The sequence below is a fragment of the Terrabacter aerolatus genome (genome assembly GCF_007991735.1).
Classification (GTDB): Bacteria; Actinomycetota; Actinomycetes; order Actinomycetales; family Dermatophilaceae; genus Terrabacter; species Terrabacter aerolatus.
Genome location: NZ_BJYX01000007.1, coordinates 150,724 through 172,755, shown reverse-complemented (window position 1 = coordinate 172,755; position 22,032 = coordinate 150,724). Strand labels below are relative to the sequence as shown.

Annotated in this window: 19 protein-coding genes; 9 read left to right on the top strand and 10 right to left on the bottom strand. The window is 72.5% G+C overall.

Features of this window, described 5'->3' with window-relative positions:
* Nucleotides 1-4 precede the first annotated feature (4 nt).
* Nucleotides 5-1,045 (bottom strand): iron ABC transporter substrate-binding protein, encoded by a 1,041-nt coding sequence (locus TAE01_RS09105; protein ID WP_147065625.1) that lies wholly within the window; start codon nucleotides 1,043-1,045, stop codon nucleotides 5-7.
* 146 nt (nucleotides 1,046-1,191) lie between these two features.
* Between TAE01_RS09105 and TAE01_RS09100 the strand changes: the two genes are divergently transcribed.
* Complete coding sequence (locus tag TAE01_RS09100) at nucleotides 1,192-1,527, top strand: histone-like nucleoid-structuring protein Lsr2 (RefSeq protein WP_147065623.1); 336 nt, start codon at nucleotides 1,192-1,194, stop codon at nucleotides 1,525-1,527.
* Between the two features lie 83 nt (nucleotides 1,528-1,610).
* Here the strand turns inward: TAE01_RS09100 and TAE01_RS09095 are convergent, their stop codons facing one another.
* Nucleotides 1,611-1,835 carry a hypothetical protein gene (locus TAE01_RS09095; RefSeq protein ID WP_147065621.1) on the bottom strand — a complete coding sequence of 75 codons (225 nt, stop codon included), beginning with the start codon at nucleotides 1,833-1,835 and terminating at the stop codon, nucleotides 1,611-1,613.
* 167 nt (nucleotides 1,836-2,002) lie between these two features.
* Nucleotides 2,003-2,344, bottom strand: a complete 342-nt coding sequence (locus TAE01_RS20870) for an ANTAR domain-containing protein (protein WP_246111234.1) — start codon at nucleotides 2,342-2,344, stop codon at nucleotides 2,003-2,005.
* A gap of 165 nt (nucleotides 2,345-2,509) precedes the next feature.
* Here TAE01_RS20870 and TAE01_RS09085 point away from each other — a divergent pair, with 165 nt between their 5' ends.
* From TAE01_RS09085 to TAE01_RS09075, 3 genes are all read left to right on the top strand, one after another.
* Nucleotides 2,510-2,794: a hypothetical protein gene (locus TAE01_RS09085; RefSeq protein ID WP_222594102.1), complete on the top strand. Its 285-nt coding sequence runs from the start codon at nucleotides 2,510-2,512 to the stop codon at nucleotides 2,792-2,794.
* Nucleotides 2,795-2,929: 135 nt separating this feature from the next.
* Nucleotides 2,930-6,874, top strand: coding sequence for a Pls/PosA family non-ribosomal peptide synthetase (locus TAE01_RS09080; protein WP_147065619.1), 3,945 nt, complete (start codon nucleotides 2,930-2,932; stop codon nucleotides 6,872-6,874).
* On the top strand, nucleotides 6,871-8,274 hold the full coding sequence (locus TAE01_RS09075; RefSeq protein WP_147065617.1) for a M1 family metallopeptidase: 1,404 nt from the start codon (nucleotides 6,871-6,873) through the stop codon (nucleotides 8,272-8,274). Before TAE01_RS09080 ends, TAE01_RS09075 begins: the two co-directional genes overlap by 4 nt.
* Before the next feature lie 41 nt (nucleotides 8,275-8,315).
* Here the strand turns inward: TAE01_RS09075 and TAE01_RS09070 are convergent, their stop codons facing one another.
* The 3 genes from TAE01_RS09070 to TAE01_RS20505 form a co-directional block, all read right to left on the bottom strand.
* Nucleotides 8,316-8,966, bottom strand: coding sequence for a 4'-phosphopantetheinyl transferase family protein (locus TAE01_RS09070; protein WP_147065615.1), 651 nt, complete (start codon nucleotides 8,964-8,966; stop codon nucleotides 8,316-8,318).
* A complete protein-coding gene (locus TAE01_RS09065) occupies nucleotides 8,959-9,204 on the bottom strand; it encodes a three-helix bundle dimerization domain-containing protein (protein ID WP_147065613.1) in 246 nt (81 codons plus the stop codon). The genes TAE01_RS09070 and TAE01_RS09065 overlap by 8 nt, the downstream gene beginning before the upstream one ends.
* 141 nt (nucleotides 9,205-9,345) lie before the next feature.
* Nucleotides 9,346-10,407: a helix-turn-helix transcriptional regulator gene (locus TAE01_RS20505; RefSeq protein ID WP_186815120.1), complete on the bottom strand. Its 1,062-nt coding sequence runs from the start codon at nucleotides 10,405-10,407 to the stop codon at nucleotides 9,346-9,348.
* Between the two features lie 478 nt (nucleotides 10,408-10,885).
* On the opposite strand from TAE01_RS20505, the gene TAE01_RS09055 reads away from it, so the two are divergent.
* Entirely contained in the window at nucleotides 10,886-11,578 is a 693-nt protein-coding gene (locus tag TAE01_RS09055; RefSeq protein ID WP_186815119.1) for a GIN domain-containing protein, read from the top strand.
* 59 nt (nucleotides 11,579-11,637) lie between these two features.
* On the opposite strand, the gene TAE01_RS09050 is transcribed toward TAE01_RS09055, so the two are convergent.
* Nucleotides 11,638-12,279 carry a trimeric intracellular cation channel family protein gene (locus tag TAE01_RS09050; protein WP_147065608.1) on the bottom strand — a complete coding sequence of 214 codons (642 nt, stop codon included), beginning with the start codon at nucleotides 12,277-12,279 and terminating at the stop codon, nucleotides 11,638-11,640.
* Between the two features lie 114 nt (nucleotides 12,280-12,393).
* Here TAE01_RS09050 and TAE01_RS09045 point away from each other — a divergent pair, with 114 nt between their 5' ends.
* Together TAE01_RS09045 and TAE01_RS09040 are read left to right on the top strand one after the other, a co-directional pair.
* Nucleotides 12,394-13,659, top strand: coding sequence for an amidohydrolase (locus tag TAE01_RS09045; RefSeq protein WP_147065590.1), 1,266 nt, complete (start codon nucleotides 12,394-12,396; stop codon nucleotides 13,657-13,659).
* Nucleotides 13,660-13,695: 36 nt separating this feature from the next.
* Nucleotides 13,696-14,892, top strand: a complete 1,197-nt coding sequence (locus TAE01_RS09040) for a thiolase family protein (RefSeq protein ID WP_147065588.1) — start codon at nucleotides 13,696-13,698, stop codon at nucleotides 14,890-14,892.
* Between the two features lie 57 nt (nucleotides 14,893-14,949).
* Here TAE01_RS09040 and TAE01_RS09035 read toward each other — a convergent pair whose 3' ends face one another.
* From TAE01_RS09035 to TAE01_RS09025, 3 genes are all read right to left on the bottom strand, one after another.
* Entirely contained in the window at nucleotides 14,950-15,891 is a 942-nt protein-coding gene (locus TAE01_RS09035) for an AfsR/SARP family transcriptional regulator (RefSeq protein WP_186815118.1), read from the bottom strand.
* A 298-nt stretch (nucleotides 15,892-16,189) separates the two neighbouring features.
* Entirely contained in the window at nucleotides 16,190-17,380 is a 1,191-nt protein-coding gene (locus tag TAE01_RS09030) for a hypothetical protein (protein WP_147065584.1), read from the bottom strand.
* 126 nt (nucleotides 17,381-17,506) lie between these two features.
* The gene (locus tag TAE01_RS09025; RefSeq protein ID WP_147065582.1) at nucleotides 17,507-19,726 is read right to left on the bottom strand and encodes a multicopper oxidase family protein; all 2,220 of its coding nucleotides are present in this window, start codon (nucleotides 19,724-19,726) and stop codon (nucleotides 17,507-17,509) included.
* A 282-nt stretch (nucleotides 19,727-20,008) separates the two neighbouring features.
* On the opposite strand from TAE01_RS09025, the gene TAE01_RS09020 reads away from it, so the two are divergent.
* Nucleotides 20,009-20,683, top strand: coding sequence for a response regulator (locus TAE01_RS09020; protein WP_147065579.1), 675 nt, complete (start codon nucleotides 20,009-20,011; stop codon nucleotides 20,681-20,683).
* A 46-nt stretch (nucleotides 20,684-20,729) separates the two neighbouring features.
* Nucleotides 20,730-22,025 (top strand): sensor histidine kinase, encoded by a 1,296-nt coding sequence (locus TAE01_RS09015; protein WP_147065577.1) that lies wholly within the window; start codon nucleotides 20,730-20,732, stop codon nucleotides 22,023-22,025.
* Nucleotides 22,026-22,032 lie beyond the last annotated feature (7 nt).

Below are 22,032 nucleotides of genomic sequence, written 5' to 3'. Positions count from 1 at the left end.
AGAACTACAGCAGACCAGCCTGGGTCATCAGATCGGTGACCGTGGCGGAGTTGAGCTTGGCGGGGTCGACCGTCGGTGCCTGGAGGTCCTTGAGCGGCACGAGGGCCGGGTTGGACGGCACGTCGGAGCCGACGGCGTACTCGAACGACGTGCCCTTCTGCAGGACCTCCTGGCCGGCCTTGCCGGTGATGAACTTCAGGAGCGACTGGGCGGCAGCGGCGTTCTTCGACGACTTGAGCACCCCACCACCCGACACCGAGACGAACGCGCCCGGGTCCTGGTTCTTGAAGTAGTGGGTGCCGAGGTTGGCGGAGTTCTCGCCCGTCTTGGCCTGGTCGCCGTAGTAGTAGTAGTGGTAGATCAGCGCGGTGTCGACCTCGCCCGAGTTGACGGCCTTCATCGCGGTGCTGTTGCCCTTGTAGACCTTGGCGTTGCTCTTCATCGCGGTGAGCCAGTCGTTCGTCGCCGCCTCGCCCTTGAGCTGGAGCAGCGCCGAGACGATGGCCTGGAAGTCGGCGCCGGACGGCGACGCGGCCCAGCGGCCCTTCCACTCGGGCTTGGCGAGGTCGAGCATCGAGGCGGGCAGCTGGTTCTCCTGGACCTTGCGCTTGTCGTAGACGAGCACGGTCGAGCGGGCCGCGATGCCGATCCACTTGCCCGTCGAGGGGCGGTACTGCTCGGGGACCTGGGCGAGGGTCGCCTGGTCGACGTCGGCGAAGAGGCCGGCGTTCTCGACCTGCGTCATGGCCGGGCTGTTCTCGGTGAGGAAGACGTCGGCCGGCGAGGCGGCGCCCTCCTGCATGATCTGGTTGGACAGCTCGGTGTCGGAGCCGTTGCGCACGGTGACCTTGATGCCGGTCTGCTTCGTGAACGCATCGACCCACTCCTGGGTGAGGCTCTCGTGCTGCGCGTTGTAGAGCGTGATGCCGCCCGAGCCGCCGGTCGAGCGGCCGTCGGCCGACGAGCCGGACCCGCAGGCCGCGAGCGCCAGTACACCGACCGCGGCGACGGCGAGGCTGAGGGAGGGATGGGGACGGGAGGTCATGTGAGCTGCCTTCGTGATCCGGGGAGCGAGCCGGTTCCGTGGACGGCTCGCTTCAGTAGGTAAGGCTTACCTTACATGGACTGACGGGTGCTCCCGACACGGCACCGCTGCGCGGGCGCTCGGCCGGCGCGCACTACGCTCGCACCATGCGTCAGACCATCGTGTCCCTCGTCGACGACCTCGACGGGTCCGACGCCACCGAGACGGTGACCTTCGGCATCGACGGGCAGCTCTACGAGATCGACCTGTCGGCGTCGAACGCCGACCACCTCCGGTCGGCCCTGGACGACTGGGTGGCCAAGGCGCGCCGGTCCGGCGACGAGCGGCGCACGCTGACCCGTTCCACGACGGTGCTGCCTGCCGTCGGCGAGTCCCGCAACGCGCTCATCCGCGCCTGGGCCGCCGAGCACGGTCACCACGCTCCAGCGCGCGGTCGCATCCCCCAGTCGGTGGTCCAGGCCTACGACGCCGCCCAGCGGTAGCGCACCTCTCCGGTCGGCCGCGTCGAGGTCCACCTGGACCACCGGTTGCACCCGGCCTACGAGGTCCGAGGGCCGTTGCCGGGTCAGCCCGGCTGGCCCGTCCCGCGCTCCCGGAACTGCTGCTCGGTCAGCTGCTGGCCGGCGACCCAGTACTGCACCGAGCCGTCCTCGGCCTCGACGGCCGGCCCGTCGAGGCGGTGCAGCCGCGCCGCCGTGAAGTAGAGCGTGTCACCCCGGGCGACGATGACCTTGTCGTAGCCACCCGTGGGGTGGGGCGTACCGCTTCTCCAGTCGGGCTGCGACGTCACGTTCCGGTGTCTCCGAGTCAGGTGGTGGGGGTGGGTCTGCGGGACTCAGGCTACCCGCGCCGGCCGTGCGACCCGAGCCGGTCCGGCAGACCCTCGGCGACGGGGTCACCGGCGGCTCGGGCTCCCCGGCGCCTCGTCGACCCGCTGCCCTCAGGCTCGTCCACGCGCTAGAGCGAGCCGCGCTCGACGACCTCAGCGGCGATGACGTGCAGCTTGCGGTTCTGGGCCATGCTCGCTTCGCGCAGCTGGTCGAACGCCTCGTCCTGGGTGACCTTCCGCATGGCCATGAGCACCCCGATCGCCGCCCCGATGGTCCGCGAATGGGCCAGCGCGTGGGTCAGGTTCTCGGCACGCATCTCGGAGGCGTCGAGGCGCTCGAGGGCGTCGAGGAGATAGCCCTCGGTCGTCTCGGGTGGGAACCGTTCGGGCTGCCCGGCCTTATCGGCGGGACCGGGTTCGGGCACGCGGGCGGGCTGGGACTCGGACACAGATGCACGGCGCTGGCTCACGGCATACTCCTGTGGTTCTCGGTCGGTGGCGGCGAGTCCGGGGGCGGGCTCGGTCCCAGCCTATGAAGCCGGCGGCGTGCTCGCCAGAGGTCGGTGGCCGTCCGCTCGTCCGCGGGTTCGGGCCCTTGCTGGTCGGCGCCGGGAGTCGTGGGGGACGATGGCGCCATGGCGAAGTCAGGACGCGGCCCGCGGTTCTTCAAGCGCAGTGGTGACGACCTGACGCTCAAGGACGCCGAGGGGCACAAGCACCGGGCCGTCCTGGAGCCCGTCGACGCGGACAACGTGCACGAGGAGGGCGCCTTCATCCTCGGCTACTGCAAGAGCTGTGACTGGACGGGCCCAGCCCGTCGGGCGCGTGACAAGGCCCGCAAGGACGCCCTCGCCCACGTCGACGAGTGCCCGAGCAAGGGCAAGGTCCGGCTCGGCGTCAGCGGCGACGACCCGCGCTGACCCCGCGCTGACCCCGCGCCGGCCCGGAGGGCCGCTCCGTCGGTTCGGTCGAGCAGCACCGTCCGTTCACCCGGCGGCACTAGGTTCGGCAGGGTGGCGGTCCGCGTAGGGCGGCGGCCCGGACGAGGAGGGCGCGTGGTGGATCCCCTGCTGGCCGGCGACCGCGCACCGGCGCCCCGGACCCTCGTCGACGTCCTCGCCGACGTCACGGCGCGCCACCCGGACGCCCCCGCGCTCGACGACACCCGGACGGTCCTGACCTACACCGAGCTCACGGAGCGGGCGCGGCGACTGGCCGTCGAGCTCGCCGCAGCGGGCGTATGCCGTGGCGACCGGGTCGGCGTGCGGGCGCCCTCGGGCACGGCCGACCTCTACGTCGCCGTCCTCGGCATCCTGCACGCGGGCGCGGCCTACGTGCCCGTCGACGTCGACGACCCGCCCGAGCGGGCCGACCTCGTCTTCTCCGAAGCAGCCGTCACGGCCGTGGTGGGCGCGCGTCGACAGGTCACCGTGCCGGCGGACGTCAGGGCGTCGCGGCGCTCTGCGGGCCGCCCTCCCCGCGGCGCGCTCCCGGAGGTGCGCACCGACGACGACGCGTGGGTCATCTTCACGTCCGGGTCGACCGGCGTGCCCAAGGGGGTCGCCGTGTCGCACCGCTCGGCGGCGGCCTTCGTCGACGCCGAGGCGCGAATGTTCTTGCAGGACAGCCCGATCGGTCCGGGCGACCGGGTGCTGGCCGGTTTGTCGGTGGCCTTCGACGCCTCGTGCGAGGAGATGTGGCTCGCCTGGGGCCACGGGGCCTGCCTCGTGCCCGCGCCGCGCAGCCTCGTGCGCACCGGCATGGACCTCGGTCCGTGGCTCGTCGCACAGGACGTCACCGTCGTGTCGACGGTGCCGACGCTCGCGGCGCTGTGGCCGCCCGAGGCGCTCGAGCCGGTGCGGCTGCTCGTCTTCGGGGGCGAGGCCTGCCCGCCCGAGCTCGCCGAGCGGCTCGTCACCCCCGAGCGCGAGGTGTGGAACACCTACGGGCCGACCGAGGCGACCGTCGTCGCGTGCGGGGCGCGTCTCGACGGGACGGCACCGATCAGGATCGGTCTGCCCCTCGACGGCTGGGACCTCGCCGTCGTCGGCCCGGACGACCGGCCGGTCGGTGTCGGCGAGACGGGTCAGCTCATCATCGGCGGGGTCGGTCTGGCCCGGTACCTCGATCCGGCCAAGGACGCCGAGAAGTACGCCCCGATGCCGACCCTGGGCTGGGACCGCGCCTACCGCTCGGGCGACCTCGTCGTGAACGACCCCGACGGCCTCGTCTTCGTCGGTCGCGCCGACGAGCAGGTCAAGCTCGGCGGACGGCGCATCGAGCTGGGCGAGGTCGACGCCGCCCTGCAGGCGCTGCCCCACGTCTCGGGCGCGGCCGCGGCCGTCAAGACGACGACGGCCGGCAGCCAGGTCCTCGTCGGCTACGTCGTGCCCGACCCTCCGGAGGCGTTCGACCGGACCGCGGCGCTGGCTCGCCTGCACGAGGAGCTGCCCTCGGCGCTCGTGCCGGTCCTCGCGGTCGTCGACACGCTGCCCACGCGCACGTCCGGCAAGGTCGACCGGGCGGCCCTGCCCTGGCCGCTTGCGGGATCCGCGGACGACGACGAGCCGAGCGACCTCTCGGGCACCGCCGCGTGGCTCGCCGCACAGTGGACGGCCGTGCTCGGCACGACGGTGCGCTCTGGCACCGCCGACTTCTTCGACAACGGCGGCGGGAGCCTCTCGTCGGCGCGCCTCGTGTCACTCCTGCGCGAGCGCTTCCCGACCGTCACGGTGGCCGACGTCCACGCCCATCCCCGGCTCGGGGCGCTGGCCGAGCTGCTCGACACGATGGACTCCGCCGACGCGTCACGGGTCGACCGCACCGTCAGGCGCATCCCGCGCCGGACCCAGCTCGTGCAGACCGTCGTGTCGGTCGTGCTCCTCACCGTCAAGGGCCTCCAGTGGCTCGTCGGGCTGGCGACCTTGACCGAGCTGCTCCGGCTCTCGGGCCTCGCACCCTGGTCGGTGCCCGTCTCGTGGTGGGCGCTCGGCGTGGGCTGGGTGGCGTTCATCACCCCGCTCGGTCGAATGGGTCTGTCCGCGTTGGCTGCTCGCGCGCTGCTCGCCGGCGTGCGCCCGGGCGCCTACCCCCGCGGCGGCAGCGTCCAGCTGCGCCTGTGGGCGGCCGAGCGCTTCGCCGACGCCATGGGAGCCATCACCATGGCCGGAGCCCCGTGGATCATCTACTACGCACGCATGCTGGGAGCCTCGATCGGACCGGGTGTCGACCTGCACAGCGTGCCGCCCGTCACGGGCATGCTGACGATCGGCGCGGGGGCGAGCATCGAGCCCGAGGTCGACCTCTCGGGCTACTGGATCGACGGCGACCTCGTGCACGTCGGCCCCATCCACATCGGGCGCGAGGCCGTCGTGGGCGCCCGGAGCACCATCGGGCCCGACGTCCACATCGGGCGCGACGTCGTCGTCGAGGCCGGCTCCACCGTGCTGAGGTCGGTGCGTCCCGGGCGTGTGGTCACCGGCTCGCCCGCTCAGCGCGTCACGTCACCCGTCCGCCCGGGCTGGCCCTCCGCCCGACCCCCCGAGGCGCGGGCCTGGCTCGCCGTCTACGGGCTCTCCGGCGTCGTGCTGTCGGTCCTGCCGTTCCTCGCGCTGCTCCCGGGCGCGCTCCTCGTCGGTGGCGCGGTCGGGCGGGCCGAGGCCGGCGCCGCCGTCGTCGCGGCCTACGCGGCCGTGCCCGCCGTGACGGTCATCGCCCTGTTCACCCTGGCGGCGGCGACGGTCGTCCTCGTCCGGCTCCTCGCGATCGGTCTGCGCGAGGGCTACTTCCCCGTGCGGAGCAGGGTCGGCTGGCAGGTGTGGGCCACCGAGCGGCTGCTCGACCAGGCCCGCACCCTCCTCTTCCCGATCTACGCCAGCCTGGTGACGCCGTCGTGGCTGCGGGCCCTCGGCGCGAGGGTCGGCCGGGACGTCGAGGCCTCGACGGTCCTGCTGCTCCCGTCCATGACGTCCGTCGCCGACGGCGCCTTCCTCGCCGACGACACGCTCGTGGCCGGCTACGAGCTGGCCCACGGCTGGGTGCACATCGCGCCCGCCAAGGTCGGCAAGCGAGCCTTCCTCGGCAACAGCGGGATGACCGCACCGGGTCGTCGCGTGCCGAAGCACGGTCTCGTCGCCGTCCTGTCGGCCGCGCCGCACAAGGCCAAGGCCGGGTCGAGCTGGATCGGCAGCCCGCCGGTGCGGCTGCGTCGACCGCCACAGGGTTCCGACGGCGAGCGGACCTTCGCGCCGCCCTTGCGGCTCAAGGTGATCCGCGGTCTCGTCGAGCTCTGCCGCGTCGTTCCGGTCATGGTGACCGTCGCCATCGCCGTCAGCGTCCTCGTCGCGCTCCAGTGGCTCGTCGGGCTCGTCGGCCTGGGCTGGGCCGCAGCTCTCGGCGGTGTCGTCCTCGCCGCCGCGGGCGCCGTCGCGGCCACGGTGACGACCGTCGCGAAGTGGGTCGTCGTCGGTCGCATCGGCGCCGTCGAGCACCCGCTGTGGAGCTCCTTCGTCTGGCGCAACGAGGTCGTCGACACCTTCGTCGAGATGGTCGCCGGGCCGTGGTTCGCCTGGACCGCGACCGGCACCCCGGCCATCAACGTCTGGCTGCGAAGCCTCGGGGCCCGGATCGGGCACGGTGTCTGGTGTGAGACCTACTGGCTGCCCGAGGCGGACCTCGTGACCCTGGGCGACGGTGCGACCGTCAACCGGGGCTGCGTGCTCCAGACCCACCTCTTCCATGATCGAATCATGAGCATGGACACGGTCACGCTCGAGGACGGAGCCACGCTCGGCCCCAACGGGGTGATCCTCCCCGCAGCCAGCATCGGCCGGTCCGCCACCGTGGGCCCGGGCTCGCTCGTGCTGCGTGGCGAGGCCGTGCCCCACGGCACCCGCTGGACGGGCAACCCGATCGCGTCGTGGAGCGGCCAGGGCCTCGCCGTCGAGGAGGTGGCCCGCACCGCTCCGGAGCCCGGGCCGGTCCCGGCCGACGCCCCATGAGCGGCAGCCTCGCCCACCAGGTCCACGCGCCCACCGACACCTACACGCCGGACCGCGGCGACCCGGCATACGTCGTCACGCACTACGACCTCGACCTCGACTACAAGGTGTCGACCAACCGGCTCGCGGGCCGCGCGGTCCTCGACGTCACCGCGGTCGAGGACGTGCGCCGGGTCGTCGTCGACCTCGTCGGCCTGCGCGTGCTCAAGGTCGCGGTCGGCGGGCGGCCCGCCAAGTGGGTGCACCGCGGCCCGCGCGTCCTCGTCACCCCTCCCGCGCCCCTCCCGCGCGGCTCGCGCACGCAGGTGATGATCACGTATGCCGGCACGCCCGGCCCCACGCGCACGCTCTGGGGCGACGTCGGCTGGGAGGAGCTCACCGAGGGCGCCCTCGTGGCCGCCCAGCCGAACGGCGCGCCGACGTGGTTCCCGTGCAACGACCACCCGAGGCACAAGGCCACCTACCGCATCGCGTTCGAGTCCGACTCGCCCTACGACGTCGTGGCGACCGGGACCCTCGTCGAGACCCGGGTGCGCGGGTCCCGCACCCGGCGGGTCTTCGAGCAGCACGTCCCGATGGCGACCTACCTCGCGACGGTCCACGTCGGGCGCTACGTCCGGCGGGCGCTCGCGCCGGCCGACATCCCGATCACGGTGCTGCTCCCGGCCCTGCACGAGCGGCCGGTCATGCACGACCTCGCGCGGCTTCCCGAGATGACCCGTCTCTTCGGGGCCCTCTTCGGGCCCTACCCCTTCGCGGACTACACCGTCGTCGTCACGGCGGACGACCTGGAGATCCCGCTCGAGGCGCACGCCCTGGCGACCTTCGGACCGAACTGGCTCGACGGGCGCCGACGGCACGAGCGGCTCGTCGCCCACGAGCTCGCGCACCAGTGGTTCGGCAACAGCCTCACCCCGCAGGCGTGGGCCGACATCTGGCTCAACGAGGGCTTCGCCTGCTACGCCGAGTGGCTCTGGGGCGAGCACGCCGACGGCGTCCCGGTCGGGACCAGCGCCGGGAACCACTGGTCGCTGCTCGCCCGGCTGCCGCAGGACCTCGTCCTCGGCGACCCCGGGCCTGACCTCATGTTCGACGACCGCGTCTACAAGCGCGGCGCCCTGACCCTGCACGCACTGCGGCTCGAGGTCGGCGACGACGTCTTCTTCGACGTGCTGCGCGACTGGACCGAGACCCACCGGCACGCGTCGGTGTCCACCGACGAGTTCGTCGACCTCGTGGACGTGCACGTCCGACGTGCCCACGGCGGCTCGCGCGGCAGCTCGGGCGGCGGTCCTGGCGTCGGGGCCGACACGGCGGCCGCGCGCGCGGCCGACCTGCTCGAGCAGTGGCTGTGGGGCACCGACCTGCCGCGCCTCGAGCCGGCAGCGCAGCAGCGCTGAGTCGAAGGGCACGACCCCTCCCCGGCAGCGCCGGTGGCGGCTCAGTGGTGGTGGACCTCGAACCGTCCGACCTCCGACCCGAGGGCGACCGCGGCAGCGCATCCCGGGGGCGCGTCGACGTCCACGACCGTGACGGACGGCATACCGGGAACGACCTGCGTGGGCTCGCCCGCACGGGGGGTGACGAACGACGCGGGCTCGACGCGCAGACCGACACCGAGGGCCTTGAGGCAGGCCTCCTTGCGCACCCACGCCGTGGCGCCGTCGACGGCGCCGTCCCTCTCCGAAGGATGCAGAGCCACCTGCCCGAACCCGGGGAAGGCCGCCCCGGAGACGTGCTCCACATCCACCCCGAGCGGCCCCGACCGGCTCAGCCCGAGGGCGACGACGGACCCCGAACGGCTCAGGGACACCTGGACCCCGGGCTCGTCGACGAGGACCGGTCGACCGTGCTGACGGCCGCAGTCCGGGCAGGTCCGGTCGAACCCGAGCGACTCCGGGGGCCGGCCCAGCAGGGCGCCGACCTGCTGCCGCGCCAGCACGTGCAGGACCGCGTAGGCGCGCGCCGAGGGGACGTCCACGAGACGGGAGAGGCGCTCGCGTTCGTGCTCGTCGAGCACGTCGGTGTCGTCACGCGAGGGGGAGCCGACGGCCGTGTCGCGCACCCAGAGGTCGACGACGGCGTCAGCCATCCGTCGCCGCGGCCGGCGTGGGACCACCACCACCCGTGTCGTCGCGCACGGCGAACGCGAGGCGGTCCCGAGCCGCGTGCTCGACGAGCACGGGCACGAAGTCGCGCACCGGACCTGTCAGCTCCGAGTGGGCGAGGCGCACCGCCGCCTCGACGACGTCGGCGTCCAGCTGCGGGAAGTGCTCCTGCAGACGGGCTCTGACGTCGGTCAGGGCCCTCATCTCGTCGGCACGGTCCACGAGACAAGAATCGGGACGCCGCGCCCCTCGCGCAAGACCTGACCACGACTCGGTCGGGCTCGTGCCGCCCAGGACCCCGGAGAGGACGGAGACAGGTCGGACGGACGGGCGGGCGGGCTGGCGGCCGGGGGCTGCGGGGGGTCAGACGCGTCCGCTCCCCCGCAACGCTCGGCCCTGGCCTCCCTGGCCTCCCTGGCCTCCCTGGCCTCCCTGGCCGCCCTGACCGCCCTGACCGCCCTGTCCGCCCTGCACGAGCCAGCGCAGCTCGCTGCGGTGCTCGAGCCCGAGCTTGGCCAGCACCGAGGCCATGTGGGTCTTGACCGTCGCCGTGCCGATGCCGAGCGCCGCCGCGATGGCGGCGTTGCCCGGGTCACCGTCGGGTCCGGTCACGATCTCGACGACCCCGCGCTCACGCGGCGAGAGCCGGTCGAGCGGGTCCGCACGCGGCTCGGGGGTCCGCGGGTCGTGCTCGGCGTGGCCGCCGAGGCGCGTGACGAGCGCTGCCTGGATCTCGAAGCAGCGGCGGCTGAGCCGGGCCAGCGCTGCCGCGCGCTCATCCGCGTCGTCGATCCGACCCACGACCTGGATGTCGGCCGCCATGGCGGTCAGGGCCGCCGCCGTGCGGTTGACCGCCGTGAGCGTGCCGGCCCGGCCGGAGTCCTGAAGCTCCGGGTAGACGGCGGCGAGGTTGAGCCCCCGTCCCGGTCTCGTCGCGTCGATCCGGTCCCGGACGACGGCGGCGAGCCACGTCAGGGCGTCGACGACCTCGTCGGTCATGGTGTGCGGGGTGTCGGACAGCGCCCCCAGCACCCCGACGACGCCGTCCTCGGTCAGCATCGGCACCATGACGGCATCGGCGGAGGGCTCACCGTCGCCGAAGCGCACGCCTCGGTTGAGCAGTGCCCCGTCGTCGTCCTGGTAGCGGTACGGCCTCTTCGACGCGACCACCCAGGCGACCACCCCCGCCGGGCCGTAGGTCATGGTCCCCGCCTCGGCATAGCTGCCGTTGCTGAAGAGGTACGGGTAGGAGATCCGGCGGTCGGCCTCGCGCAGCAGGGCCACGTAGAAGTCGTCGAGGACGGTGATGGCGCCGATCGCGGCGCGGCAGGCGTCGTAGACCGTGAAGACGTCGGCACGATCCGCCTCGTGCATGACCTGGTCGGCGAAGCGCAGGGCTCGGATCGTCGGGTCGCTCAACACCATGGCCTGGCCATCCCTCCGCTGATCGGTCTGCTGCCGCCGCTGCCGGGCGAGCGGGGCCACGCTAGTACGTCCCCGTGGTCCGCGTGGCCCTTCCTCCCGACGTCGCCGCCGGCGAGCCTCCCCCTGAGGATGACCCCAGAGGTCCACCTCAGGGGGATGCCCACTCACCATTGCGAGACGGCACCATGACAGGGCCGACTGCTGGCTCGAGCCCCAGATGTGGGATGACGGGGTCTCGGACCGCAGTGGCGGTGTGCGTGCCACAGGGGGGCATGCCGCCACCGGCCCCGTCTCGCCCCAACGCGGGCGAGTCACGACTGCCCCGGTTCTCGGCCCTCGGGGAGGGGCGCCGAGGACCGGGGCGTTGCCGTGTCCCACGACGCCGTGCCGCTCGGCCGCACGGCCGCACGGCACGGTGGGGACCTTCGCCCCTGCCACCGGGCCTCGTGGTTCGCGAGGCTGGGGGCAGGAGGCAGCCATGACGTCACCGAGCAGCAGGCGGCCCGCTCGTCGGTCCAGGTCGCGGGCGGTCCCCGTCGTCCTGGCGCTCGGGCTCGTGGCCGCAGCGTGCAGTCTCGGCTCACCCGGGGGCATGGTCGTCGGGTCCGGCGACGCCGGCTCCGAGACACGCAGCGTCGCGGCGTTCACCGAGGTCAGCGCCGGCGCCGGGATCCAGGTGCGTCTGGCCACCGGCCCCCGGGAGGTCGTCGTCACGGCCCAGCCCAACATCCGCGCCATCACCCGGACCGAGGTCTCCGCCTCACGCCTCACCGTCGACACGACGAGCGGCTACGTGTCGACGCAGGGTCTCGTCGTCGCAGTCACCGTGCCCGCCCTGACCAGCGTCGAGCTGTCGGGCGGTGCGAGCGCGTCCGGACGGGTCGGCACGCCCGAGGCACTCACGGTGCACCTGACGGGCGGGGCCCGGGCCACCCTGTCCGGGACCACCGACACCCTCACCCTCGCCGCCAGCGGTGGCTCGCTTCCCGACCTGGGCGACCTGCACGCGACGAATGCGGCCGTCGACCTCAGCGGCGGCGTCGTGGGCTCGCTGACCGTCAGCGGCACCCTGACGGGCACGGCCTCCGGGGGCGTCGTGCTCACCCTGACACGCCGCCCGACGAACACCCGGGTCGAGACCTCCGGCGGCGCCGTCCTGCGCCAGCCGTGACCCCCCGGACGGTCGTCGTCGACCGCCACGCGGTCTCGACCGGAGCCCCTCGATCGCGCTCAGGCCGGCGGAGAGCCGGGGGGAACGGGCGCGTTGAGGTCGAAGCGGATCCCGACCAGACGGATGAGGAAGCACGCGGCTGCGCCCACCGACGTCACGACCCAGACGCCCGCGCCCGTCCCCGGGCCCACCTCCGCTCCCACGACGGTGATGGCAGCCCCGACGAGTGCAGGGACGGCATACAACCCGCTCGTCAGCACCGTGGGCACCCGGCCGATCATGACGTCGCGCACCGTGCCGCCCCCGACGGCGGTCACGGCTCCCAGGATGACGGCCTGGAGCGGCCCCAGGCCCGCGCCGAGCGCCTTCGTGGCCCCCGCCACGGCGAACAGGCTGAGGCCGACGGCATCGAGCACGTCGACCGCGAAACCGACGCGGTCCAGGCTCCGCCCCAGCACGAACGCGACGAGCGCGCCCGCCGCGGCGACGACGAGATAGCGCCAGTCCCGGAACGTCGCCGGCGGCAGCGAGTCGATGATGACGTCGCGGATGATCCCGCCGCCCAGGGCCGTCATCATCCCCAGGGTGAGCACTCCGACGATGTCCAGTCGCGCGGCGCGGATGGCCGTGAGCGCGCCGTTGAGGGCGAAGACCGCAGTGCCGGCGAGGTCGACGATGAGCAGGGCGCCGGCGCCGGTCATCGAGACTCCTCCGCAGCGCGTGCTCTCGCCATCTCGCCACGGTACTGCTGGGCCGGTGGCCCACAGCCCTGCTGGGTAAGTTCGAGGGAGCAGGGCTCACCGGGAGGAGCAGCGATGAGCGCGACGGATGAGGTGCTGGGCGGGCTCGAGCGCACCCGGGCCTGGCGGGAGGACTTTTACCGTGACCTCCACGCCCACCCCGAGCTGAGCGGGCAGGAGTCGCGCACCGCAGAGCGGGTCGCGGCCCGGCTCGCGTCCTGGGGCTTCGAGGTCCACCGTCCGGGCGGCGGCGTCGTAGGCGTGCTGGCCAACGGGAGCGGCGCGACCGTGCTGGCGCGCGCCGACATGGACGCCCTGCCCGTGACCGAGCGGACGGGCCTGCCGTATGCGTCGACCCGGACGACGGTCGACGCCGGCGGAGCGACCGTCGGGGTCTCCCACGCCTGCGGTCACGACGTGCACGTGACCTGCCTGCTCGGCGCCGCGGAACTGCTCGCCGGACGTCGTGACGTGTGGAGCGGGAGCCTCGTCGCCCTCTTCCAGCCGGCCGAGGAGACGGCTGCCGGGGCGAAGGGGATGCTCGACGACGGGCTCTTCCGAGTCGTTCCCCGTCCCGACGTCGCCCTCGCCCAGCACGTGCTCGGCCTCGAGGCCGGCACGATCGGGACGACGGTCGGACCGGTGATGTCCGCCGGCGACAGTGTGCGGATCACCCTCTTCGGCAAGGGATCCCACGGGTCCATGCCGCATCTCAGCGTCGATCCCGTCGTGCTGGCGGCATCGGTCGTGCTGCGGCTGCAGACCATCGTCGCTCGCGAGACCAAGCCCGGGGAGTTCGCGGTCGTGACGGTCGGAAGCAGCGTCGCCGGCACCAAGAGCAACATCATCCCGGACCGAGCGGTGCTGCTGCTCAACGTGCGCACCTACGACGACGCCGTGCGCCGGCACGTCCTCGAGGCGATCGAGCGCATCGTGCGCGCCGAGTGCGAGGGCGCGGGTTCACCCGAGCCACCGACGTTCGAGTACTACGACCAGTACCGCCTCACCTCCAACGACGCCGACGTCGCCGCGCGGGTCGGCGCGGCCTTCGCCGAGCACTTCCCGGGTCGGGTCGTGGACCTCGGCCGCGTGACGGCAAGCGAGGACTTCAGCCGCATCCCCGATGCCGTGGGCGTGCCCTACTTCTACTGGGGCGTGGGCGGATTCGCGGCCGGCAGCGACGCGCCGCCCAACCACTCCCCCTTCTTCGCACCCCTCGTCCAGCCGACTCTCGACACGGGCACGGCAGCCCTCGTCGTCGCCGCCCTCTCGTACGTCGGGCCCACACCGGCGGGAACGCCTCGTCGACGGGACACCGAGGGAGAGGCTGCTGGGGCGTGAGTCACGACGCCCCCCTCTCCACCTAGGCTCGACCCCGTGAGCTCCTTCGTCTACGCATCGGCCCGGACCCCCTTCGGCAAGTTCAACGGCAGCCTGTCGGGCGTCCGGCCCGACGACCTTGCGGCGCATGCCATCTCGTCCCTGCTGTCCCGTGTCCCCGGCCTCGACCCTGCGCAGATCGACGACGTCGTCTGGGGCAACGCGAACGGCGCCGGTGAGGAGAACCGGAACGTCGGCCGCATGGCCGCACTGCTCGCGGGCCTGCCGGTGAGCGTCCCGGGCACGACGGTCAACCGGCTCTGCGGGTCGAGCCTCGACGCCGTCCACTCCGGCTCGCGCGCCATCGAGACCGGCGACGCCGACATCGTCCTGACCGGCGGCGTCGAGTCGATGACCCGCGCGCCCTGGGTGCTGCCCAAGCAGTCCCGGCCCTTCCCCGCCGGTGACGTCACCGCCGTCTCCACGACGCTGGGCTGGCGCCTCGTCAACCCGAGGATGAACCCGGAGTGGACCGTCTCCCTCGGCGAGGCCAACGAGCAGCTGCAGCAGAGGTTCGGCATCTCCCGCGAGCGCCAGGACGAGTTCGCGGTGCGGTCGCACCGGCTCGCCCACGAGGCCTGGGAGGAGGGCTTCTACGACGACCTGGTCGCACCCGTGCCCGCGCCCCGCGGCGCCGAGCCGCTGGCGCGGGACGAGGGCATCCGGGAAGGCAGCTCGACCGAGAAGCTGGCAGGACTGCAGCCGGTGTTCCGGAGCGACGGCACCATCACGGCCGGGAACGCCTCACCGCTGAGCGACGGCGCCTCCGCCGTGCTGCTGGGCTCAGAGGCCGCAGCGGACACCATCGGCGTGGCGCCACTGGCACGCATCGCCGGCCGGGCGGCATACGCCCTCAGTCCGCAGGACTTCGGCTACTCACCCGTGGAGGCGGCGAACCTCGCGCTGCGACGAGCGGGCATCGGCTGGGAGCAGGTGGGCGCCGTCGAGCTCAACGAGGCGTTCGCGGTCCAGTCGCTCGCCTGCCTCGACGCATGGCGGGTCGATCCCGACATCGTCAACACGCGCGGAGGGGCCATCGCGATCGGGCACCCGCTCGGTGCGTCCGGGGGACGCATCGTCGGGACGTTGACCAAGGTGCTTCGGGAGCGGGGCGAGCGCTGGGGGGTCGCGGCGATCTGCATCGGCGTCGGGCAGGGACTGGCCGTCGTCCTCGAGAACGTCGACGCGGGCTGAGGAGACAGGGGGCTGAGGAGACCGGGGGCTGACGCGTCCGACGGGCGACCTCGTCGCTCAGGCCGACAGCGGCGACCGACCCACCCGGCGCCGTCGTGCGGTCGAGAGGAAGCGCTCGAGCAGCCGCCAGTCGTCCTCCTCGTCGAAGCCCCCAGGTCCACCGGCCCCTCGACCGGGTGGGACGAGGCTCGTGCCGTCGGGTGACGAGATGACCAGGTGCAGGCGGACGACCGCGTCCACCAGCGCCGCCAGGGGATCGTCGTCGACCTTCCTGACGCTGTCGAGCAGCCGCTCGAAGGTCTCGCGGACGCCAGGTCCCGGGGTGCAGCCCAGCTCCGCGGCGAAGATCCGTCGGCACTCGTCGTACGCCCGGAGTCCCTCGGCGTGGAGACCGCGTCGTCCGCAGCACTCCAGGACCACCCGCCAGGCCTTCTCGTCGAAGGGATCCCAACCGATGGCCCGCCGCGCCCACCGGTGGGCGCGGTCGAGGTCACCCGCGGCGAGAGCGGCCTCGGCGGCCTCGTCGAGGACGTGCAGCAGCTCGGTGCCGAGGCCGACGCGCGCATCGTCGACCCAGTCGAGGTGCTCGTCCGGCAGCAACGTGCCACCCACGACCTCCAACGCCTCGGCATAGTGACGCACGGCTTCGGCACCCTTCCGGGTGCGCGCGCCGGCACCGAGGTCCCGGAAGCGGTGCACGTCGACCTCGATGCCCGTCAGCTCCAGGAGGTAGCCGCCCGGCACGGTGCGCACTGCGGTGCCCAGTCCGGGTGACACGGCATCGAGGCGCTTCCTCAGCAGGCTGACGTACCCCTCGAGCGTGCTCATGGCACCAGCCGGTGGCGAGTCGCCCCAGAGCAGGCCGACGAGACTCGCCTTGCACACGGCCTGCTCCCGGCGGAGCAGCAGCGCGACGAGGATCTGTCGGGGCTTGGCCCCGCCCAGCTGCCTCGGGCCGGCGGAGCAGCCGCCGGCCGTGACCCGCAGGCCCCCGAACATCTGCACCCGCACCCGTGCCGCTGATGACGCCCGAACCTCTTGTCCTGCACTCTCTTCCACCGGCGCCACCGGCGCCACCGGAGCCACCGGAGCCACTTGAGCCACCGCGTGCGGCTCTCTCACTGACCGGACGGACACCCCTGCCCGTCCCTCCCCGATCGTGAATTCCATGTCAACCCTCCCTTGACCCGTCCATGGTGGGCCTCGGGGCGGCGGGGTTCGACCTCCACGTGTGGGGAGCAGCGGACCCGAAGATTGGGGGTGAGCAGTCACCCTACTTCGCGAACGCCGGGCTCGTTCATCTGCTAGTCATCGTCGACCCGGCGGCGTCGGAAGCCTGGACCAGGTCGAACCATCCCTCCTGGGTCGCGGCGAGCCCGATGACGGTGACGGCCAGCACCGCCGTGACGACGAGACGGCCCACGTGGTCCGACAGCCGGGGCCGGCGCGCGAGCTCCGCACCCCTGCGCAGGAGGACGACCGCGAGGACGACCGCCGCCAGCTCCAGCACGCCGGCCGCGCAGTCCGGGAGCCCCACCGGTTCGGGGACACCGGGCTCCGGGCCGAGGGGCAGCCCCCACACCCGCGACCACACCCACACCGCGACCGGACCCGCCGAGACGGCGAGGACGAGGAGGAGGACGCCCCGACGGGGACCCCGTAGCAGCACGGCCGCCGCCCCCGCCTGGAGCGCGGTCAGGACGATGAAGAAGGCTCCCGCTGCCGGCCATTCGTCGAGGTGCTCGGGGACGACCGCGACGTGGATGAGCGCGCCCCCGACCAGCGTCGCGGCGAGCAGGAGCCGGACCTCGGCCCCGGCCGCGACGGGAGTGGTGCGCAGACGGCGCAGGGGGCTCACGGCATACGGCGCACGTCGGACCGCGGCACCGTGGACACGTGCCCGAGGACGACCGCGACGGGCGGCGTCCAGGCGCCCACCGCAGAGCATGGCGAACCAGGCCACGACGCCGAGGTTGGTCAGCAGCAGCAGCCCCGCACCGAGCCCGGTCGCCCGCACCTGCAGCCACATCGTGTCCTGTCGCAGGCGCTCCAGACAGTCCACCCGGCAGTCACCCCGCATCGTCGCCATCATCTGCAGCTCGCCCGACTGGACGTGGTAGTCGTAGGCCGCCCCGGCGGCCATGACCACGACCGCGACGAGCGTCGCCGCGAGGACGACGAGCCCGCCGGTCGCGAGCAGGCCGGCGCGTGCGCCGCCGCCTCGTCGGGACCACCGCAGGGCGAGGGCGAGGGCGCCGATGACCGCACAGACGTAGAGCGGGACGAGCACGGTCGACTGGTGCCACCACGTCGTGAACGGGCCCTGGCCGCGGCCGACCGCGCCGACCGCGCCGCGCATCGAGGTGACCCAGAAGCCGTCCGCGTAGGCGATGACCACCGCGACCGGGACCACCGTCGCCCAGGGCACGCCGGGACGGTGGGTGGTCGTGGCCTCGGCTGCGAGCGTGGATCGCGTGGACGTCGTCATGGGAGCACCTCTTCTTGCTGGACGGGACGAGACCCGGCGGGGCGACACTCGACGGGACCCGAATCGACGGACCGGGAGCGGCTCGCGCACCACCTCGAGCACGGGCGTGACCCGGCGCGCGGACTCCTACGGGGTGATCTCCCAGCCGAACATCATGGCGTGGTCCTCGTGGGCCAGGTTGTGGCAGTGCGCGACGTACGGCCCGACGAAGTCGCGGAAGCCGCGGTAGACGATGACGGACTCTCCCGGGTCGAGCGCCGTCAGGTCCTCCCTGGAGACGTCGTCGGGGTGGCCCGGACTGCCCTTGGTCGCGTCCTGGCCGTTGCGCATGACGACCCGGTGCTCCTCCATGTGCAGGTGGAACGGATGCACCCAGCCACCGCCGCCGTTGCGGATCTCCCAGAGGTTGAAGCTGCCGACCTTCTGCTGGGCGAGCGGGGTCCTGCCCGCGGGGTTCTTCAGGCTCACACCGTCGTGCGACGGGTCGAAGGGAGTGCCGTTGATGAGCCACTCCACGTCCGCCGACGAGCTGCCGCGCTCGACCTCGAAGATGAGCCGGTTGTCCAGCATGCTCTGCCAGTTGCTCGGCAGCGGTGGGAGCTGACGCAGCAGCTGACCGGGCTGGGGCACGAGGCTGTTGTCGGGGACGTCGTCGCCGATGACGAACTTCAGCACCGGCACCTTGTACTTCGGGTCCGGGGAGAAGCGCGACGAGCTCGCCCACATGCGCCCGTTCGGCATCTTCATGACGTTGGTGAGGTAGATGACGTCGCCCTTGGTCGTCGGCGTGCCGTCCTGGTAGCGCGTGAAGTCGACGATGACCTCGCGCCGCTTGGCCGGCCAGAGCTCGAACGAGTCCCGCCTCAGCGCGAACGGCAGCAGGCCTCCGTCCGAGGCGATCTGGGTGAACTGCATGCACTGCTGGCCGTCGGGGATCCGGTACTGCCCCTCGAGCTCGTCGCCGCCGTAGCCCAGTGACGCCGAGGACTTCGGCCCCTGGGTCGAGGCCATCAGCTTGAACTCGTAGATGCGGGCGATCGACGCGTCGAGGAACCGGAAACGGTACTTGCGCCGCTTGACCTCCATGACGGGGTATGCCGTGCCGTTGACCGTGAAGATGTCGCCGACGAAGCCGTGGTTGGGGAAGTGCTTGTAGAACGTCTTGCCCCACCACTCGGGGTGGGTGGCCGGGTTCTTCGCGGCGGGGAACTCCCCCATCCCGTCGTGGACGTCCTGGTGCGTCGTGACCCCGTCGTCGAGGCGGCAGTCGTAGAACGCGAGCGGGACGTCGTAGTCGACGTCGAAGGACCCGTCGGGGTTGTCGTGACGCACGCCGGGCAGCCTGAGGCCCCGGGTCTCGTCGCCCATGTCCGTGCCGTTCTTGGGGTCGTAGATAGGGTAGAGGCCGACCATGCCCTTGTAGACGTTCGACCCGGTGTGGTCCATGCGGTGGTCGTGGAACCAGAAGAAGCTCTGCTTCTCCCGGTCGTCGCCGCCGGCCGGCCAGTTGAGGTAGAGGTTGTCGCAGAACGTCTTCGGCCCGTAGCCGGTCGACTTGGGACCGTAGGTCATGCAGTAGTGCGGGTTGCCGTCGCTCTCCGGGGCGGTGTGCCCGTTGTGCAGGTGGGTGAGGAACGACCAGTCGGGCGATCCGAAGTCCTGGCGGTCGAGCCCGAGCGGGTTCTCGTCGAGGTGGTTCTCGAAACGGACGAGGCACGGCTTGCCGTACTCCGCGTTGATGCGCGGACCGGGGAAGGTGCCGTTGAACCCGTAGATGGTGCTCATCGGCAGCCAGCGCTTGGTGCCGGCCGCATACCTCGCCCCGAACGCGTCGAAGGAGACCGTCGGTCTGCCGTCGGCGTCGATGGGCAGCACCTGCGAGGTCGTGAACGAGTGCGTGCGGAGCAGCAGGTCGATCTTGTACACGATGGGATCGGGGTAGCCGATCTTGCTCGGCCAGATCTGGTGCTGCTCGCTCCCGAACGAGTTCTGTTGTCCCACACCGGGGCCGGGCGGCTTAGCCCAGGTGCTGAAGGTCGACACCGGGACCGGGGCGAGGGCCTTGGGAATGGGCAGCACGTCCCTGAACGGCGAGAGGATCAGCGGGCTCGTCGGAAAGGCCTCGACGTAGAAGAGCAGGTCGCCCAGAGTCGTCGACGACTCGGCGAAGGCGCCGTCGGGCGAGAGCAGACCCTGCTCCGCGAGGACGGACCCACCGAGCCCGCGCGCGGCGAGCAGGGCCGCGCCCAGGCCTCCCGCCGCCCCGAGACGCAGCACGGTGCGTCGACCGATCCCCCCTGCGTCGGGTACTCGCGGTTCCTCCGCTGAAGGCGTGAATGCGTTCATGCCGGCTCCTCAGGTGACGACCGTCGAGGCTTCCCCCGGCGGGGGAACGCCCATCGACGTCCAGCTCGAAATCGACTGCGGCCCAACGACCCACAGATTGCGGGGCTCGGCCTCAGGCACCATGGTGGGGAGCAGTGCTCGGGCAAACCTCGGGGTCGTCACGGGCTGTCGACGCCCGCCGGTGCACTCGGGCCTCGAGCGCGAGAAGACGCATATTCGTGAGACAGCGCCGACGTCGTGCCTGATACTGACCGAGAGACAAGCTCCTGGGGGGAGGTGCTCATGAAGACGTCACCGTGCGTCGACAGCGCCCAGACATCCGTGCTGGTCGTCGATGACCACCGCGTCGTCGCGGACGCCATCGGGATGGCGATCAACGGTCAACCGGACATGCACTGCGTGGCCACGGCCCACGACGCCGCCCAGGCCCGAGCGCTCGCCAGGCACTGGAGGCCGGACGTCATCATGATGGACGTCAGGCTCGGCGGCGACGACGGGATCGACCTGGCGGCCGAGCTGATCCACGACGCCCCGAGTGTCCGAGTCATCGTGCTCAGCGCCTACATCGACCAGGCGCTGCTGACCCGGTCGCTCAACGCCGGCGCCTGCGCCCTGCTGCCGAAGGACGGCTCCCTGGACCAGATCCTCGGCGCCCTGCGGTCCTCCACCCGTGGGGGGTTCGACATCGACCCGACGGTGCTGCGGACGCTCGCCCGTTCCCGGGCCGACCACCACGGGGCGCCGGTGCCGCGCCTCACCCCGCGCGAGGCTGACGTGCTGCGGAGCCTGGCCGACGGCGCCGACGCGGTGATGATCGCCAAGGCGCTCGGCATCTCCGTGCTGACGTGCCGCGGCTACGTCAAGACCCTGCTCCGGAAGCTGCACGCGCACTCGCAGCTCGAGGCCGTCGTCACGGCCAACCGGCTCGGGCTCATCTCCACGACCAAGCATGGCTAGCCTTCGGCGTCGAAGCGGAGAACTGCCCACCGCCCCACGGCCGATCGTGCGCGAGGCGATCTCGCGGTTCACCCTGTGGACCCTCGTCGCGTTCCTCATCGTCACGGTCGGCGCGGTGCTCGTGGCTCGTGCCCTCGCGGCCGACCTCGCGCTGCGCGAGGCGAGCCTGCGGGGACGGACCTTCGCCCTCAACGTCGCGGCGCCCTTCGTCGACCGGGCGGTGCGCGCCCGGGATCGCGAAGCCACGGCAGGGCTGGTGACCGTGGTCCAGGCACGGCTGCGCGACGGCTCACTCGTGCACGTGAAGCTCTGGTCCGTCGACGGCGAGGTCATCTGGTCGGACGAGCAGGCGCTCATCGGCCGCACCTACGCGATGGACGACGAGGTCAAGGCGCTCTTCGGCACCCAGCAGGTGTTCGCCGACCTGTCCGACCTGACGAAGGTGGAGAACGCCGCGGAGCGGGCCTCCGGACAGCTGCTCGAGGTCTACGTCGGCGCCTTCGACGCCGAGAACCACCCCATCGTCATCGAGTCCTACTGGTCCACGGAACGGCTGGAGAGCGACACGAGGCTGGTCCTGATGCGCCTGACCGCGCTCACCGTCGGCTCCATGCTGGTCCTCACGCTCTTCCTCCTCCCACTGGCGGTGTCGCTCGCCCGTCGGGTCGACCACGCCCGGGCCGAGCGCAACCGCATGCTCCGGCATGCCCTCGCCGCCTCGGACCTCGAGCGACGTCGGATCGCCGAGGAGCTGCACGACGGCGTGATCCAGAACCTCGCCGCCCTCGGCTACGCGCTGCCACTCATCGCCCGCGAGCTGCCCGAGAACTCGACCCGGGCTCGCGAGATGCTCGCCACGGCGGCCCCGAGCCTCCAGGGGGACATCGCTGCGCTCCGAGGTCTCGTCAGCGACCTGTATCCCGCAGACCCCTCCCGCAGCGGACTTCTCTCCGCGCTGGACCTCCTCGCCACCCGCGCCGCCGAGTCGGGACTCACCGTCGACGTCGACGTCTCGGAGGACTACGCGTCCGTGTCGAAGGAGGCCATCCAGCTGACCTACCGCGTCCTTCGGGAGGGCCTGCGCAACGTCGTCAAGCACGCTGCCGCCTCCCGGGCGATCCTGACCGCCCACGTCGACGGTCGGGACGTCGTCGTCACGGTCAGGGACGACGGCGTCGGCCCGCCGGCGATCCTTGATGCCGCAGGCCATTTCGGCCTGCGCCTGCTGGAGGACACGCTCAAGGACGTGGGTGGGTCGCTCACTCTCGCACGGCTCCCGGACCGAGGAGCCGAGCTCGTCGCGCGCTTCCCCCAGAACTTCCAGAGCGCGTTTCGGTCCTGACCCGCAG

Excerpts from the sequence above, each read along its gene's own strand:
- TAE01_RS09105 (WP_147065625.1), bottom strand. The coding sequence starts at position 1,045 with ATGACCTCCCGTCCCCATCCCTCCCTCAGCCTCGCCGTCGCCGCGGTC.
- TAE01_RS09100 (WP_147065623.1), top strand. The coding sequence starts at position 1,192 with ATGCGTCAGACCATCGTGTCCCTCGTCGACGACCTCGACGGGTCCGAC.
- TAE01_RS09085 (WP_222594102.1), top strand. The coding sequence starts at position 2,510 with ATGGCGAAGTCAGGACGCGGCCCGCGGTTCTTCAAGCGCAGTGGTGAC.
- TAE01_RS09075 (WP_147065617.1), top strand. The coding sequence starts at position 6,871 with ATGAGCGGCAGCCTCGCCCACCAGGTCCACGCGCCCACCGACACCTAC.
- TAE01_RS09070 (WP_147065615.1), bottom strand. The coding sequence starts at position 8,966 with ATGGCTGACGCCGTCGTCGACCTCTGGGTGCGCGACACGGCCGTCGGC.
- TAE01_RS20505 (WP_186815120.1), bottom strand. The coding sequence starts at position 10,407 with ATGGTGTTGAGCGACCCGACGATCCGAGCCCTGCGCTTCGCCGACCAG.
- TAE01_RS09055 (WP_186815119.1), top strand. The coding sequence starts at position 10,886 with ATGACGTCACCGAGCAGCAGGCGGCCCGCTCGTCGGTCCAGGTCGCGG.
- TAE01_RS09050 (WP_147065608.1), bottom strand. The coding sequence starts at position 12,279 with ATGACCGGCGCCGGCGCCCTGCTCATCGTCGACCTCGCCGGCACTGCG.
- TAE01_RS09045 (WP_147065590.1), top strand. The coding sequence starts at position 12,394 with ATGAGCGCGACGGATGAGGTGCTGGGCGGGCTCGAGCGCACCCGGGCC.
- TAE01_RS09035 (WP_186815118.1), bottom strand. The coding sequence starts at position 15,891 with ATGTTCGGGGGCCTGCGGGTCACGGCCGGCGGCTGCTCCGCCGGCCCG.
- TAE01_RS09030 (WP_147065584.1), bottom strand. The coding sequence starts at position 17,380 with ATGACGACGTCCACGCGATCCACGCTCGCAGCCGAGGCCACGACCACC.
- TAE01_RS09025 (WP_147065582.1), bottom strand. The coding sequence starts at position 19,726 with ATGAACGCATTCACGCCTTCAGCGGAGGAACCGCGAGTACCCGACGCA.
- TAE01_RS09020 (WP_147065579.1), top strand. The coding sequence starts at position 20,009 with ATGAAGACGTCACCGTGCGTCGACAGCGCCCAGACATCCGTGCTGGTC.